Consider the following 15,252-nt stretch of genomic DNA (forward strand, 5'->3'; position numbering starts at 1 on the left):
TGTTTCTGCGCTGGCCGTGCCCCTTCGTGTGCCTGGCGCTATCGCCGCCTACTTGACGAAAAGCAGGGTGTTATCGCCGAAACACCCTACTTTTCGTCAAATAGATCGCGGATCGCGCCCAGCCCGAGTCCCGGGTCCCGGGTCCCGAGGCCCGAGCCCCCCCCCGCCTGGGCCCCAAAACACCCAATCATTCACCCACAGTTCACCAAAAGATAGACACTTCGTCCATTTCTTCCTATACATTTGGAATCATCGTCCAAATCACTTCAGGAGATTGCATGGAACCCAGCATCGTGTTCGACTTCGACGGAACCCTCGCCCTCGGGCACGGGCCAGTGCGGGCATACGCCCAGCAGGTGGCGCCGGCCACGGGCCAAGACGGGTTTCTTGAGCGGGTCGAGGCCGAGCTGAGCTGCTACGACGCGGGGCAGAGCGAGTTTCGCGACGGTTACGACATCGTTGGTTCGATGGCGAAGGAGGCAGGGGCGAGTGACGAAGAGTTGCAGGCCGCCTATCTCGCGAGCCGCGACGTGCTCGGCAGCGCCGGGGCCGACGTCGATACGATGCCGGGCCTCGCAGCGTTTCTCACCGAACTCGGCGGGGTAGCGCGACTCGTGCTCGCCACGAATGCGCCAGAGGCCGGCATCGCCGAGTTGCTCGAGCGCTGGGGTGTGGCCGATCTCTTCGACGAGAGACACTTCAATCTCGGCAAGCCCGCCGGGCTCGAGGGGCTCGTCGACCGGCTTATCGAGGGTGGCCCCGTGCTCTCGATCGGCGACATCGCCGTGAACGACCTCGTGCCCGCAGCGGCGCGCGGAGCCGCAACCGCCCTCGTCGGCGCACGGTACGAGCACGCGCCGATCCCGGTGACGATGCAGGCTCCGTCGCTCAGCGAGCTGCGCGACGCCATCATCACCTGGGCGGCGCACCAGCCCGCCGAAGCCGCGCCCGCGCACCAGCCCGCCGAAAGCGCACCCGCGCAGCAGCCCGCCGAAGCCGCGCCTGCGCAGCAGCCCGCCGAAAGCGCACCAGCGCAGCACCTCGCCGAAGCCGCACCCGCGCCCACCCAGCAACCCCCCAAAACTTGGGCCGCACAGCAGCCCATCCAAACCCCTGCGGCACCAGGCGCAGGCACCACCATCGAAAGGTAACCACTCATGCGTTCCACCCTCATTGCGGCGAGTGCTCTCACCGCCGCCACGCTCGCACTCGTCGGATGCTCGGCCGATACCGCCGACAAGGGCGACGCCCAGGCATCGGGCGACAAGGCTTGGCCCGAGTCGATCACCATCTCGCTTGTTCCATCGGTCGAGGGCGAAGACCTCGCTGAGGCGCTCGATCCGCTCACCGGCTACCTCTCAGAGAACCTCGGCATCGAGGTGAACGGCGTCGTCGCGAACGACTACGCGGCGACGGTTGAGGCGCTCGGCGCCGACCAGGCCCAGGTGATCATTAGCGACGCCGGTTCGCTGTACCACGCGATGCAGCAGTTCGACGCCGACCTCATTCTGCGTGATGTGCGCTTCGGCGCGACCTCGTACGCTTCGGTGGCCTACACGAACAACCCCGACAAGTACTGCGATGATGAGCCGGTCATGGGCACCTACGCGGCGAGCGGCATCGAGCTCTCGTTCTGCAACGGCATCGAAGAGGAGGGCGCTGAGCTCACGGGCCAGGGCGCTGCCTCGATCGACGCACTCAAGAAGATCACACCCGACACGAAGGTTGCCCTGCAGGCCGCAACCTCTCCAGCCGGCTACCAGTACCCCGTCGTCGCAATGCGCGACCTCGGCATGAACACCGACAAAGACTTCACGCAGGTTCCCGTCGAGGGCAACAACAATGCGGTACTCGCCGTCTACAACGGCGACGCCGAGGTGAGCTTCGGCTACTGGGATGCCCGCACGACCGTCACCGAAGAGGCGCCAGACGTCGCCGAGAAGGTTGTCGCGTTCGCGTACACCGAGATGATTCCGAACGGTGGCGTGGCCGCGTCGAAAGACCTGCCATCAGACCTCGTCGAGCAGCTCACGAAGCTCATGGACGACTACGCCGACTCGTCTGACGAGGCAGCCTCGGTCATGTTCGACCTCGTTGGCCTCTCAGACTGGACGAGCGAGACCGCAGAAGACGAGATCAGCCGCTACGGCGAGATTCTCGAACAGTTCGCGAACTAACCCTTCAGGAACCCACACCTATGCACAGTAATGCAACCCAGGGGGCGGCGGTTCAGGCGATGCCTGACACCGCCTCCTGGCGTATTGAGCTTGACCATGTTTCGGTCACCTACCCCAACGGCACCCGCGCCCTCAAAGACGTTTCGCTCGCCATCGAGCCGGGTGAGATCGTCTCAATCGTTGGGCTTTCTGGTTCGGGCAAATCGACGCTGATTCGCACGATCAACGGCCTCGTTCCCGTCACGAGCGGCAGCGTGACGGTCGGCCCGCACGAGATCTCGGCGCTTAAGGGCGCCTCGCTTCGCCGTGCGCGCGGCCACATCGGCATGATCTTTCAGGGCTTCAACCTTGCCGAGCGCGCGAACGTCTACCGCAACGTGCTCGTTGGCCGTTTCTCGCACACCCCGTCGTACCGCACCCTGCTCGGCATCGCCTCGGCGAAAGACCGCGAGATCGCCCTTCGCGCGCTCGACTCGGTCGGCATTCTCGAGAAGGTGTGGGCCCGCGCAGGAGCGCTCTCGGGAGGCCAGAAGCAGCGCGTCGCGATCGCGCGCGCCCTCGCCCAGGAGCCGGGCGTGATGCTCGCCGACGAGCCGGTCGCGAGCCTTGATCCGCCGACTGCGCACTCGGTCATGGCCGACCTGCAGCACATCAATGCCGAGAGCGGCCTCACGGTGCTCATCAACATTCACCTCATGGATCTCGCACGCGAGTACACGACTCGCATGATCGGGCTGCGCGACGGCGAGATCGTCTATGACGGGCCGAGCGCTGGCGCGACTGACGCCGACTTTGAGCAGATTTACGGCCGCCCGATTCAGCCGAAGGACCGCCTGGGAGCCGGTGCATGACCGAGCACACGCGGGCCGCGGCGAGGGAACAAGCGGCGGATCACGCGGCATCCGAGACACCAAACGATCTCGCGGCGCGGGAGCGCGAGCAGCGCGTGCCCAAGAAGCAGACGAGCCGGCTGCGCACGGCGCTCGTGATTGCCGCCTTCGCGGCGTTCACGGTCGCGACCTGTCTGCCGGCGATCGGCGGCATTGAGCTTGACCTCGCGGGTCTCGTGAAGAACTGGCGCAACGGTGTCGACAAGGTCGCGCAGCTCATGCAGCCGAACTTCGCGTTCTTGCCGCGCACGTGGGTGCCGATGCTTGAGACGCTGCAAATGGCGGTCGTGGGTGCGGTGCTCGCGGCGCTCGTGTCGGTTCCGCTGACGCTCTGGGCTGCCTCGCCGACCAACCCGAACGGGGTGACGCGGCGCATCGTGCGCACGCTCGTGAACGTTGTGCGTGCGGTTCCTGACCTCGTCTTTGCGATGGTGCTCGTCGCGATGGTCGGCGTCGGGGCTCTTCCCGGCGTCATCACGCTCTTTCTCTTCGACATTGGCATCATCGTGAAGCTCGTCTCTGAGGCGATCGACTCGGCCGATCACCGCTACATGGAGGCTGGCCGCGCCGCCGGCGGAACCCAGTTTCAGATCAACCGGGCCACCGCGCTACCACAAACCTGGCCGCTCTTCATGAACCAGTGGCTGTACACCCTCGAACTCAACGTGCGCATCTCGGCGATTCTCGGCATCGTTGGCGCTGGCGGCATCGGCCGGCTGCTCGACGAGCGACGTGGCTTCTACGCCTACTCTGACGTGTCGGTCATCATTCTCGAGATTCTCGTCGTGGTCATCGCCATCGAGGTGCTCTCGAACGTGCTGCGAAGGAGGCTCGTATGACCCCCGCACCCCTTACGAAGCAGGGCCGCGGCACGGTAAGCCCGGCGCCCCTCGCCGTGCCGAAGCGCCCCTCTCGGCTCGGCGCAACCGTGTGGTCGCTCATCGCCGGCATTATCATTCTTGCCGCCGCGAGTGGCCTGCAGATCACGTGGAGCGACCTGCCGAAGCTGCCCGCCCAGGTCGGCAACTATCTCGAGCTCATGTTCGCCTCGCCCAACTGGGAGAAGCTGCCGCGCGCGCTCATGGAGACGTGGCGGTCGATTTCAATGGCGTGGATCGGCGCGATTCTCTGCGTGGTCATTTCGATCCCGCTCGGCATGATCGCGGCGCGTGGCGTAGGCCCGTTCTGGCTGCGCACCCTCTTGCGGGGCCTCTTTGCGGTCATTCGTGCCGTGCCCGAGGTCATCATCGCCCTCATTCTGCTCACCGTCACGGGCCTCACCCCGCTCACGGGCGCCCTCGCGCTCGGCATCGCGGGCATCGGCACGCAGGCGAAATGGGTGTACGAGACGATCGAGTCGGTCGAAGACGGGTCGAAAGAGGCGGTGCTCGCAGCAGGCGGAACGACCGCCGAGGTCACCCGCTGGGCCCTCTGGCCTGCGGCGGCCCCCGCGATTCTCTCGTTTGCGCTCTACCGGTTCGAGATCAACATTCGAACCTCGGCGGTGCTCGGCCTCGTCGGCGCCGGCGGCATCGGCAGCATGCTCTCGAACTACGCGAACTTCAGGCAGTGGGATACGGTCGGTATGCTACTCATCGTCGTGATCGTCGCGACAATGCTGATGGACGCGGTGTCGGGCAAGATCCGCCGTCGCATCATGGAGGGAGCCCCGGTTCGTGACCTGGCAAGGAGCAAGTGACTCACACCCGAGCGTGCGCATCGCGTCGCTCGCGCCCTCGATGCAGCCGACCGAGCGTCGTGTTGCCCTGTGGATCGCGCAAGATCGTCAAGCGGCCGTCGAATGCTCGGCTCAAGACATCGCCGATCAGGTTGGTGTCGGGCGCACGACCGTCATTCGCGCGACCCGCACCCTGGGCTACGACGGGTTTCCGCAGCTGCGAGTGGCCCTCGCCCAGGAGCTCGCGCTCGAAACGGTGGCCGACGACGCCGAGCCCTCTGACCAGACGAGGCTCGGCAAGCTGCGCCAATCGGTCGCGCAGTTCAGTGGCAGGCTCGGCGACTCGGTCGCGGCGCTGACCGCCGAGGGGGTCGACGCCTTTGTTGAGGCGCTCGACACCGCCGACCGCGTGCTCGTCGTCGCAAACGGGCTCTCGGGCCCCCTCGCGCTCGACCTCGTGCTGCGGCTCAACGCCGCCGGCCGCCCCGCCGAATACTTCAGCGACGGTATGGCGCAGATGATCGCGGCTCACCAGCTTGGTAAGGGTTCGACCTGCATCGTGCTCTCGGGCTCTGGCGCCAACCGCGCGACCCTCGACGTGATGGAGGCGGTGCGTGCGGGCGGCGCCCACCAGATCGTCATCACCTCGTTCGCGAAGTCGGCCGCGCACGACCTCGCCGACACGACCCTCGTGGTTCCTCCCGTGAACGGTGGCTTTCACGACGAGCTCATGCACACCTCGCGCGCGGCCCTCATGCTCGTGACCGAGCTGCTCGTGCAGGCCTTCGTCGAGCACCGTGGCGAGCGCGGCCGCCAGGCGCGCCTCGCGGCCCTCTCGGTGCTGGCCGGCTCCCTGCAGGAGCCCCGCGGCGAGTAGCGGCGCGCCGGGTTTCGCCCGTCAAAGCGCCAACCATTGCCTGATTTAAGAGTCGATTTGCGGGTTTTTGCCCCTTTTCGGCGTCAAAATCAGGCAATAGTTGCCGAGCCAGGCCCAGACCCAGCCCCGCCGCCACCACCGCGCGACAGGCGCGACGGCCACCAGATCGCGCGGCCAATGTCGGTCGCGAGGGCCGGCACGAGCAGTGAGCGCACGATGAAGGTGTCGAGCAGCACGCCGAACGCCACGATGAACGCGATCTGCACGAGAAACAGAATCGGGATCACCGACAGCGCCGCGAAGGTCGCCGCGAGCACGAGGCCCGCCGAGGTGATGACGCCGCCCGTGATGGCGAGGCCGCGCGAGATGCCCTCGAGGGTTCCGTGGCGTAGCGATTCCTCGCGCACCCGTGTCATGAGGAAGATGTTGTAGTCGATGCCGAGCGCCACGAGAAACACGAAGCTGTAGAGCGGCACGGCGGGGTCGGCGCCGGGAAAGTCGAAGACGTGCTTGAACATCCAGCCGGCGACCCCGAGGGCGGTTCCGAACGAGAGCACGGTCGTTGCGATGAGGATGATGGGTGCGACGATCGACCGCAGCAGCATCATGAGAATCACGAGAATGACCGCGAGCACGATGGGAATGATGAGGGCGCGATCGTGGATCGAGGCATCGTTCGTATCAATCGCGGTTGCGGTGACGCCTCCCACGAGCGTCGCCTGGTCCAGCGCGTCGCCGGAGCCCGCGCTCCCGGAACCAGTACCCCCGGAGCCAGCCCCAGCCCCACCCGAGGCCAGCGCCTCGCGCAGCTCCCGCACCGTCTGCTGCGCCGCGTCGGAGTCGGCGGCGTCGGTGAGGGTGGCCTGCAGCAGCACGTCGCCGCGCGAGACCGTCGGGGCAGGGGGCTCGGTGCCGGGAGGGCCGAACGCCGTGATACCGTCGGCGGTCACGGGGGCGGTGCCGCTCGGCGCGTCGAGGGCGACGACCGCAACCGAGTCGACGCCCGGGTTATCGAGCAAGGCGTCGGCGGTGCGCTGCAGCGAGCCTGAGGGGGTGACGACCATGGCGGGGCTGCCCGATCCGCCGGGAAAATGTTCGCCGAGGGCCGCTTGGCCATCGCGTGCCTCGCTCACGCCGAGCACGAGCTCTGATTGCGCGACGCCCGACGCGTCGAGGTGGGTCGCGCCGAAGAGCCCGGCGACGAGGGCGAGGGTCGTGACGATCCAGATGGGGCGGTGGTGGCTGCGGATCCACGCGGCGAGCCGGGCCCAGACACCGCGGGGCATGCCGTGCTCTTCGGCGACGACCTCGGGTTCGTAGCGGGGGCGGCGGGGCCAGAACGCGGCACGACCGAAGGCGAAGAGGATCGCGGGCAGCAGCGTGAGGGCCGCGAGCATCGAGAAGACGATGCCAACGGCGGCGACGGGGCCGAGTGAGCTGTTCGACTTGAGGTCTGAGAGCAGCAGGCAGAGCAGGCCCGCGATGACGGTGAACCCTGAGGCGAGAATGGGTTCGATCGAGCCGCGAATGGCGCGCATGGTGGCCTCGCCCTTGTCGTGGGTGAGGCGCAGCTGTTCGCGGTAGCGCGAGACGTAGAGCAGCGAGTAGTCGGTGGCGGCGCCGATGACGAGAATGAAGAGGATGCCCTGGGTTTGGCCCGAGAGCATGAACACGCCCCACTTCGCGAGCCACCAGTTGACGAGCAGCGCGACGGTGAGCGCCATCATGCTCGTGCCGAGCACGGCGACGGGCAGAAGGAGCGAGCGGTAGACGATGACGAGAATGATGAACACGGCGATGAGGGCGACGCCGAGCAGCAGCCCGTCGATGCCCGCGAACCCGTTGACGAGATCGGCGGTGAAGCCGGCGGGGCCCGTGACGTACACGGTGACGCCAGAGGGGGCCGCGTCGCGCAGGTGGTCGCCGAGTGCGTTGACATGGTCGCTGAGGTTTTCGCCGCTGTCGAGCGGAACGAACGCCTGGGCCGCGAGCCCGTCTTCTGAGGGGATGAACGGCGAGATGTCGTCGCTCACGCCCTCGACCGAGCCGGGCAGTGAGTCGAGTGCGTCGGCGAGGGTCTCGAGTTCGGCGTCGCTGAACGCGGTGTCTTTCGTTGCGACCACGACGGCGGGAATCGCGTCGGAGTCGCGAAAGTCGGCGAGCCGCTCCTGCACGAGCGTTGCCTCGGCCGAGCTCGGCAGGTAGGTCGTCTGGTCGTTCGACGAGACCTCTGACACCTTGCCGAAGTAGGGGCCGCCGATGCCGCCAACGCCGACCCACACGATGATGAGCAGCGCGGGTACGAGCACCCGAAGCAGTCGAGCTGGTGCGGATCGGCGCTGGCCACGCCCCCGAGAGTGGCGCCCCGCACTCCCGTGCTCGGCGGGTGGCGCCGAGGTAACCTCTGTCGTTGCGCGCGTTTCGTTCTCGGTCACCGCTGCCTCCCGCTCGAATAGATTTAGCTAGCCAGGTTATCTAATAACCCTAGGTTGAAATATTCTATGCGTTAACATAGCACCATGTCGTCGCCAAGCCAAGGGGCGGGCCCGAACGAGCAACCCCGTATCAGCATCTACGACGTCGAGGCCAACGACCCCGACGGTCGGCTCGTCACGCGCGCGCACCTGAGCGAGGGCGACCTCAAACAAATCAGCGAGGTCATGGCGGCGATGGGCAGCCTGCGCGAGAGCGAGGATAAGCTCTCGGAGGCATCGCTCGCGTACATGAAGCTCGGCCGCACCGATATGCGGGCCCTGCACTTTCTCATCGTCATGGCCAACAAGGGCACGATCGTGACCCCCGGGGCAATCGCCGCGCACCTGCGCATCTCGACGGCCTCGACCACGAAGCTGCTCGACCGGCTTGAGCGAGGCGGGCACGTGACGAGGTCTATTCATCCGCTTGACCGCAGGGCCTTCGCCATCGAGATCACGGCCGAGACGCGCGAGGCCGCGATGCAGACGGTGGGGCGGCAGCACGCCAAACGTTTTGAGGCGGCTGCGCGGCTGAGCCCCGCGGAACGAGAGGTCGTCACCCGCTTCTTGCTCGACACCGCACAGCAGCTCGACGTTTCGGGTGAGGGGTGGGCGCAAGGAGGCGCGGCATGAAACGTATCGTCATTGCGGGGGCCTCTGGGCTCATCGGCAGCGAACTGACCGAGCGGCTGCGGGCCCGCGGCGACGAGGTCGTGCGGCTCGTGCGTGGCAATGCGACCGGCCCGGGCGAAGCGGCATGGAGCCCCGCGCGAGGCGAGCTCGACCCGGCGGTGCTTGAGCGAGCCGACGCGGTGGTGTCGCTGAGCGGCGCGAGCGTGGGCAAGCTTCCGTGGAGCAAGCGCTACCGACGCGAACTCTGGAACTCGCGCATCGACAGCACCCGCACGATCGTTGCCGCGCTCGAGCGGGTGGAGGGGCCGAAGCCCGCCCTGCTCTCGGGCTCGGCGAGTGGCTTTTACGGGTCGCCGGGAGGCGGCGAGTGCACCGAGACCGCGCCGGCCGGCGACACCTTCTTGGCGAGACTCTGCGCCGCGTGGGAGGCCGAGGCGATGCGCGCAGCCTCGTTCACGCGCGTCACGACCCTGCGCACCTCGCCCGTCTTGCACCCGCTCGGCGTGCTGAAGCCCATGGTGCTGCTCACGAAGCTCGGCCTCGGCGGCCCGCTCGGCTCTGGCAGGCAGGTATGGCCGTGGATCTCGCTCAGCGACGAGGTCGGCGCGATCACGCACATCATCGACCGGGACATCGAGGGCCCCGTTAATCTCGCGGGCCCGACCCCCGCGACGAACGCCGAGATTGGCCGCGCGCTCGCGCGGAGCCTCGGCCGCCCGTTCTGGCTTCCGGCTCCCGAGTTTGCTCTTCGGCTCGCTCTTGGGCGCGACGCGACCGAGTCGTTGCTCACGGCCGATGCGACGGTCGTGCCAGAGGTGCTCATCGCGAGCGGCTACGAGTTCACGCACTGCACGCCAGAAGCGGCGATTGAGGCAGTGCTCGGGTGACCACGCTCGTCTGGTTTCGTGACGATCTGCGGGTGCACGATCACCCCGCGTTGCACGAGGCAATGCAGGCGGGCGAGGGCTCGCACACCGTCGCGCTCTACGTGCTCGACGAGGTTTCGCCAGGGGTGAGGCCGCTTGGCGGTGCCGCGCGCTGGTGGCTGCACCACTCGCTCGAGCACCTCGCGGGTGAGCTTTTGGCGCTCGGCGTCGAGCTTCTCGTGCGCGAGGGGCCTGCGAACCGGGTCGTGCGAGAGGTTGTCGAGGCCACCGGCAGCAGCACCGTGCTGTGGAACCGGCGGTACGGCGGCCCCGAGCGCGACATCGATGCCAGACTCAAGCACGAGCTGCGCGAGCGCGGCGTCGCGGCCCACTCGTTCTTCGCGAACCTGCTCATTGAGCCGTGGCACGTGACCACGCAGGCCGGCACTCCGTACCGGGTGTACGGGGCGTTTCGCCGTGCGCTCGGCGAAAGGCTCCGCCCCGACCTGCCGCTCCCGGCGCCGCCAGCAAGCTCTCGGCCAGCCTCGCTCGACGCCCTCCTCGCCGACAATATCAGCGTGCTCGACCGCGAACCGGCGTGGGCCGGGGGCCTCGCCCGCCGCTGGAGCCCAGGCACCGCCCACGCCCACGAGCGCCTGCGTGCCTTTCTCGAAGACGGCCTCGAGGGCTACGCCGAGGGCCGCGACCTGCCGGCCAGCGATGCGACCTCGGGCCTCTCGCCGCACCTGCGTTTCGGCGAGCTGAGCCCCCGCGAAGTGTGGCACGCGACGCACGCCGCAGCGGCGAAGCAGGGCCTCGACCCCGAGAAATTTCTCTCAGAAATTATCTGGCGCGAGTTCGCCTGGCACACCCTCTACGCGGCACCCGATCTCGCGACCGCGAATCTCAACCCCCGCTACGAGGCCTTGGGGTGGATCACCGCCAGCGACGCCCAAACCGGCCCCGAGGCCGAGCTCCTTCAGGCCTGGCGCGAGGGCCGCACCGGCTTTGGGCTCGTCGATGCGGGCATGCGCGAGTTGTGGGCCACGGGAACGATGCACAACCGGGTGCGCATGACCGCCGCCTCGCTGCTCACGAAAAACCTCGGCATTGACTGGCGCGTGGGCGAGGCCTGGTTCTGGGACACACTCGTCGACGCCGACCAGGCGAGCAACCCGTTCAACTGGCAGTGGGTCGCGGGCAGCGGAGCCGACGCGGCACCATACTTTCGGGTGTTTAACCCCGAGCGGCAGGCCGAACGCTTCGACCCCGACGGCGAGTACGTCGAGCGGTGGGCGCCCGACAGCCTGCTGATCCCACCGATTGTCGACCTGCGCGAGAGCCGCCTTGCCGCTCTTGCGCGCTACGAGGCGCTGTCCTGAGCCTTGCTTGTCGTCGTCGTCGCCGTTGTCGCTGTCGCCGTTGTCGCCGCCGCGACGTGCACGAGTTCGGCCGCGAGACCCGTGAGGCGCTGCGGGCCCGCCCACACCGCCGTGAGTGGGCGGCGCACGCCCTCGCCCTCGTGAGCGATGCGCACGAGAGAGCCGTCGTCGAGGTGCCGCTGCAGGGCGAGCTCGCTGAGGGCCGCGGGGCCCGCGCCTGAGAGGGCGGCGACGCGCACGGCGGCGTTGCTGCCGAGCTCCTGCGCGATGGCGTGCTGCGGGTGGCCGGCGAAGAGGGCCTCGAGGGCGTCGCGCGTGCCCGAGCCGGGCTCCCGCACGACGAGCGGGGTGCGGGCAAGGTCGGCGAGCGTGACGGTGCCGCCGTGAGTGGTGAGCTCGTGCCCCGGAGGTGCCGCGATGACGAGCTCGTCTTCGTGCACGACGTGGGTATTCACGCGCACCGGCACCTCAGGCGTCTCGACGAACCCGAGGTCAATGTGCCCTTGCTGCAGGTCGGCGAGCACGTCGCGCGAGTTCGCGACCTCGATGTGCAGCACCGCGCGGGGCGCTCGCCGCTTCACCTCGGCGATCCAGGCGGGAAGGAGGCTCTCGGCGATCGTCATGCTCGCGCCCACGCGGCAGGTGCTTGGGCCGGCGTGATGGGCGTGATCGATCCACTCGGTGAGCTCGCTCGCGCCATCGACGAGCGTTCGGGCGCGGTCGGCGAGGGCGAGGCCGAGCGGGGTGGCGCGCGATCCGCGGGGGTGGCGAACGAGTAGCGGCGATCCGACGCGCGTTTCGAGCTCGGCGATCGCGCGGCTCGCGTTGGGCTGCGCCATGCCAACGGCGCGCGCGCCCGCGCCGAGGCTGCCGTGCTGCACGACGGCGACAAAGAGTTCGAGCACCTGCAGGTTGGGCCACGCTTGCTTCATATCAAAAGCATATGCCGCCATGCTGGATGGCGGGCTACCGGACGGTTTCGCCGCGCACAACAATGGGTGTCATGACCACCAACGCTCCCAGCCGCTCGCCTGAGCGTGCCGCCCACCTCACCCGCTTCGTGCCCGGCCTCGCGCTCGCCGCGGGGGCCGCCGGCCTCTCGATGCTCGTGAGCGACCTGCTGCAACGCGTGGGCGTGCCGAGCGTGAGCCCGCTCATCATCGCGATCGTGCTCGGCATCGTGCTCACGAACGTCGTGGCCCTGCCAGAAGCCACGGGGCCAGGCATCACCTTCGCGGCAAAGAAACTGCTTCGCGCGGGCATCGTGCTGCTCGGTCTGCAGCTCGTCATGGGCGACATTCTCTCGCTCGGTGCGCCGATGCTCGTCGTCATCGTGGTCGTGGTCGCGGGCGGGGTCTTTGCGACGCTCGGCATGGGGCGGCTGCTCGGCATGAAACCGGCCCAGACCCTGCTCATCGCGTGCGGCTTCTCGATTTGCGGGGCCGCGGCCGTTGCGGGCGTCGAGGGGGTCACCGACGCCGACGAAGAAGAGGTCGTGACGGCGGTCGCCCTCGTCGTGATTTTTGGCACCCTCATGATCGCGGTGATCCCCTTTCTCTCCTCGCTCTTCGGCCTCGGGCCCGAGCTCGCGGGCATGTGGGCCGGTGCCTCGATTCACGAGATCGCTCAGGTGGTCGCAGCGGGCGGACTCATCGGGGGTGGGGCACTCGCGGTCGCCGTCGTCGTGAAGCTCGCGCGCGTGCTGCTGCTCGCCCCCATTGTCGCCGTGCTCAGCATCAGGCAGCGCCGCCTCGGAACGCTCGCTCCCGGCGCCAAACGCCCGCCCATCGTGCCGCTCTTCATCATCGGGTTTCTCGCGATGGTTGCCCTGCGGTCGAGCGGTTGGCTGCCAGAGGGCATCGTGCAAGCGGGCGGCATCGCCCAAACCGCGCTCCTCTCGGCCGCAATGTTCGGCCTCGGCTGCGGGGTCAAGGTGCGTTCGCTCATGAGCGTCGGCGCGAAGCCCTTCGTGCTCGCGACCGGCTCAACGCTCGTCGTCGCGAGTCTCTCGCTCGCGGGCATTCTGCTCGTGCACCCCTGAGCCGCGGATCGGCGCGAGCTCGTCGAGAAAAGCTACTCGACGCGGCGCTCGTTCATCGCCTGCAGGTGCGCGGGCGTCGCCTTGACGACGTGCTCGGCGTATTCGGGGTGCTTCGGCAACCAGGCGACGACGTAGGGGCAAATGGGCACGATGAGGTGGCCCTGCGAGACGATGTCGTCGATCACCTGGCGCACGAGAAATGAAGCGAGGCCCTGGCCGCCGTATTCTTCGCTCACGCCCGTGTGCACGAGCATGCGGTGCGTGCGGCCATCGACCTCGAGGTCGATGTAGCCCTCCTGGCCGACCTCGCGGTCGCCCTCGGCGGTATCAATGAGCGCGTAACGCTGCTCGTCGGGCAGGTGGCGTACAACAAAGTGATCGTGGCTCATGGCCCCTCCTGTTCACCGGTGACGTGGTGCCCCCAGGCTACGCGCCCTGGCTTGGAACACAAGGGGCAAAGTCAACGACCACCCGCGCGCCGCCCTCTGACAGGAGGGTGAAGTTGAGCGTGCCGCCGTGCACGCGCACGATGTTGCGCACGATGCTGAGGCCGAGGCCCGCGCCCGCGTGATCGTCGTCGGTGCCGCGAACGCGCCCCGCGGCACGTTGAAACGGCTCGAGCAGCACGTCGGCCGTGGCTCCGCTCACGGGCGTCCCCGTGTTCACGACCGTGAGGCGAGCACCGTGAGGGGTGTCGTGGGTCTTAACGGTGACGCTGCCGCCGCCACTCGGGCGGTTGTGCACGATGGCGTTGTGCACGAGATTCAGCACGAGGGGTTGCAGAAGCGACTCGGCACCGAGCACGAGCGCCTTTTCGCCCACAACCTCGAGCGAGATGCCCCGCTTCTCGGCGAGCGGCAGGAGGCTCTCGGCTGCCTCTTCGACGAGCAGTGACACGTCAACGGGTGAGGGGTTCGTGAGGCGGTGGCTCGACGAGTGCAGCAGGAGCAGCGCGTCGGCCAGATCGATCGCCCTCGAATTGACGAGGTGCAGGCTCTCGAGCAGCGCCCGCAGGTCGGCATGCTCATCTTCGCGCGCGACCTCGATCATGGTGCGCGTGATCGCGAGCGGCGTGCGCAGCTCGTGCGAGGCGGCCGCCGTGAAGCGCTCTTGCTCGGCGACGTGCGTTTCGATCTCGGCGAGCATCTCGTCGAAGGTATCGGCGAGGTCGCGAAACTCGTCTCTTGGCCCGGGCATCGCGATGCGGTGCGTGAGCGATCCGCCGCTTGCGAGCTTCGCGGCCTCGGTGATCTGGGTGAGGGGCGCGAGCATGCGGCCCGCGAGCCACCAGCCGCCAACGAGGCCGAAAGCGATGATGCCGAGCAGCGCCCAGATGATTTTCGGGGCGAAGGCCCGCTCGAGGTCGGTGCGGTTGGGCACGTGCATGCCGTCGGCAAAAATGGGGGCGTCGGGCACGTACCGCAAGAGAAAGAGCCACACCACCGCGAGCAGCAGCGCGCTCGCGATCGTGAGAAATCCCGCGTAGCTGAGCGTGAGCTTGACCCGCGCGCTGAGGCCAGGCCTGCGTGCCTCTCGCGTCTCGCTATGCACGGCCGGGCTCTCCCGTGTCGATGCGGTAGCCAACCCCCGCGACCGTCGCGATGGCCCAGGGCTCGCCGAGCCGCTTGCGCAGCGTCGAGACCGTGATGCGCACGGCGTTCGTGAAGGGGTCGGCATTCTCGTCCCACGCCCGCTCGAGCAGCTGCTCAGCACTCACAACACCGCCCGCCGCCTCGACGAGCACCTCGAGCACCGCGAACTGCTTGCGGGTGAGCGCGATGTAGCGCCCGTCACGGTACACCTCGCGGCGAAACGGGTCGAGCGTGATGCCCGCGATCTCGCGCACGGGAGGCTCTGCCCGGGAGCGCCTACGATCGAGCGCTCGAATGCGCATGACGAGCTCGCGAAACTCGAACGGCTTCGTGAGGTAGTCGTCGGCGCCCAGCTCAAAGCCGCTCGCCTTGTCGTCGATGCGATTCGCCGCCGTGAGCATGATGATCGGGGTGCCCGTGCCGCCCGCGACAATGTGCTGGGCAACCTCGTCGCCAGAGGGGCCGGGAACGTCGCGGTCGAGTACCGCCATGTCGTAGTCGTTGATGCTGAGCAGTTCGAGGGCGGTATCGCCGTCGCCGGCAATGTCGGCCGCGATCGCTTCGAGACGCAGCCCGTCTTTGATCGCCGCTGCGAGCAGGGGCTCATCTTCAAGAATCAGCACGCGCATACTGTGATCGTAC

Annotated in this window: 15 protein-coding genes; 10 read left to right on the plus strand and 5 right to left on the minus strand. The window is 68.0% G+C overall.

All coding sequences use genetic code 11. The features are described from left to right. The first annotated feature begins 278 nt into the window (after positions 1–278). Genes KTJ78_RS05310 through KTJ78_RS13885 form a run of 6 tightly spaced genes read left to right on the plus strand, consistent with a single transcriptional unit; the run spans position 279 to position 5,622 of the window. On the plus strand, positions 279–1,151 hold the full coding sequence (locus KTJ78_RS05310) for an HAD family hydrolase (protein ID WP_217133329.1): 873 nt from the start codon (positions 279–281) through the stop codon (positions 1,149–1,151). Between the two features lie 6 nt (positions 1,152–1,157). Next, positions 1,158–2,177, plus strand: coding sequence for a phosphate/phosphite/phosphonate ABC transporter substrate-binding protein (locus KTJ78_RS05315; protein ID WP_217133330.1), 1,020 nt, complete (start codon positions 1,158–1,160; stop codon positions 2,175–2,177). A 20-nt stretch (positions 2,178–2,197) separates the two neighbouring features. Next, on the plus strand, positions 2,198–3,028 hold the full coding sequence (gene phnC / locus KTJ78_RS05320; protein ID WP_217133332.1) for a phosphonate ABC transporter ATP-binding protein: 831 nt from the start codon (positions 2,198–2,200) through the stop codon (positions 3,026–3,028). Beyond that, entirely contained in the window at positions 3,025–3,906 is an 882-nt protein-coding gene (gene phnE / locus KTJ78_RS05325) for a phosphonate ABC transporter, permease protein PhnE (RefSeq protein WP_217133335.1), read from the plus strand. The genes phnC and phnE (KTJ78_RS05325) overlap by 4 nt, the downstream gene beginning before the upstream one ends. After that, positions 3,903–4,766, plus strand: coding sequence for a phosphonate ABC transporter, permease protein PhnE (gene phnE, locus KTJ78_RS05330; RefSeq protein WP_217133337.1), 864 nt, complete (start codon positions 3,903–3,905; stop codon positions 4,764–4,766). The genes phnE (KTJ78_RS05325) and phnE (KTJ78_RS05330) overlap by 4 nt, the downstream gene beginning before the upstream one ends. After that, positions 4,744–5,622 (plus strand): MurR/RpiR family transcriptional regulator, encoded by an 879-nt coding sequence (locus KTJ78_RS13885; RefSeq protein WP_217133339.1) that lies wholly within the window; start codon positions 4,744–4,746, stop codon positions 5,620–5,622. Before phnE (KTJ78_RS05330) ends, KTJ78_RS13885 begins: the two co-directional genes overlap by 23 nt. 89 nt (positions 5,623–5,711) lie before the next feature. On the opposite strand, the gene KTJ78_RS05340 is transcribed toward KTJ78_RS13885, so the two are convergent. Beyond that, positions 5,712–7,931, minus strand: coding sequence for an MMPL family transporter (locus KTJ78_RS05340; protein WP_369807996.1), 2,220 nt, complete (start codon positions 7,929–7,931; stop codon positions 5,712–5,714). 210 nt (positions 7,932–8,141) lie between these two features. Between KTJ78_RS05340 and KTJ78_RS05345 the strand changes: the two genes are divergently transcribed. From KTJ78_RS05345 to KTJ78_RS05355, 3 genes are read left to right on the plus strand one after another with little or no spacing between them, the layout of a single operon-like run. Then, positions 8,142–8,729 (plus strand): MarR family winged helix-turn-helix transcriptional regulator, encoded by a 588-nt coding sequence (locus KTJ78_RS05345; protein ID WP_217133341.1) that lies wholly within the window; start codon positions 8,142–8,144, stop codon positions 8,727–8,729. Further along, on the plus strand, positions 8,726–9,616 hold the full coding sequence (locus KTJ78_RS05350; protein WP_217133343.1) for a TIGR01777 family oxidoreductase: 891 nt from the start codon (positions 8,726–8,728) through the stop codon (positions 9,614–9,616). The genes KTJ78_RS05345 and KTJ78_RS05350 overlap by 4 nt, the downstream gene beginning before the upstream one ends. Next, entirely contained in the window at positions 9,613–10,977 is a 1,365-nt protein-coding gene (locus tag KTJ78_RS05355) for a cryptochrome/photolyase family protein (RefSeq protein ID WP_217133344.1), read from the plus strand. The genes KTJ78_RS05350 and KTJ78_RS05355 overlap by 4 nt, the downstream gene beginning before the upstream one ends. Here the strand turns inward: KTJ78_RS05355 and KTJ78_RS05360 are convergent. Beyond that, positions 10,959–11,909 (minus strand): LysR family transcriptional regulator, encoded by a 951-nt coding sequence (locus KTJ78_RS05360; RefSeq protein WP_217133351.1) that lies wholly within the window; start codon positions 11,907–11,909, stop codon positions 10,959–10,961. The genes KTJ78_RS05355 and KTJ78_RS05360 overlap by 19 nt on opposite strands. Positions 11,910–11,980: 71 nt before the next feature. Here KTJ78_RS05360 and KTJ78_RS05365 point away from each other — a divergent pair, with 71 nt between their 5' ends. Next, complete coding sequence (locus KTJ78_RS05365; RefSeq protein ID WP_254259421.1) at positions 11,981–13,018, plus strand: YeiH family protein; 1,038 nt, start codon at positions 11,981–11,983, stop codon at positions 13,016–13,018. Between the two features lie 32 nt (positions 13,019–13,050). Here KTJ78_RS05365 and KTJ78_RS05370 read toward each other — a convergent pair whose 3' ends face one another. From KTJ78_RS05370 to KTJ78_RS05380, 3 genes are read right to left on the minus strand one after another with little or no spacing between them, the layout of a single operon-like run. Beyond that, positions 13,051–13,407, minus strand: a complete 357-nt coding sequence (locus KTJ78_RS05370; protein ID WP_217133354.1) for a GNAT family N-acetyltransferase — start codon at positions 13,405–13,407, stop codon at positions 13,051–13,053. A 37-nt stretch (positions 13,408–13,444) separates the two neighbouring features. Next, positions 13,445–14,569 carry a sensor histidine kinase gene (locus KTJ78_RS05375; protein ID WP_217133613.1) on the minus strand — a complete coding sequence of 375 codons (1,125 nt, stop codon included), beginning with the start codon at positions 14,567–14,569 and terminating at the stop codon, positions 13,445–13,447. Beyond that, positions 14,562–15,239, minus strand: coding sequence for a response regulator transcription factor (locus tag KTJ78_RS05380; protein WP_217133356.1), 678 nt, complete (start codon positions 15,237–15,239; stop codon positions 14,562–14,564). Before KTJ78_RS05380 ends, KTJ78_RS05375 begins: the two co-directional genes overlap by 8 nt. Positions 15,240–15,252: the final 13 nt, after the last annotated feature.

Source organism: Leucobacter chinensis (assembly GCF_019049105.1).
Classification (GTDB): Bacteria; Actinomycetota; Actinomycetes; order Actinomycetales; family Microbacteriaceae; genus Leucobacter_A; species Leucobacter_A chinensis.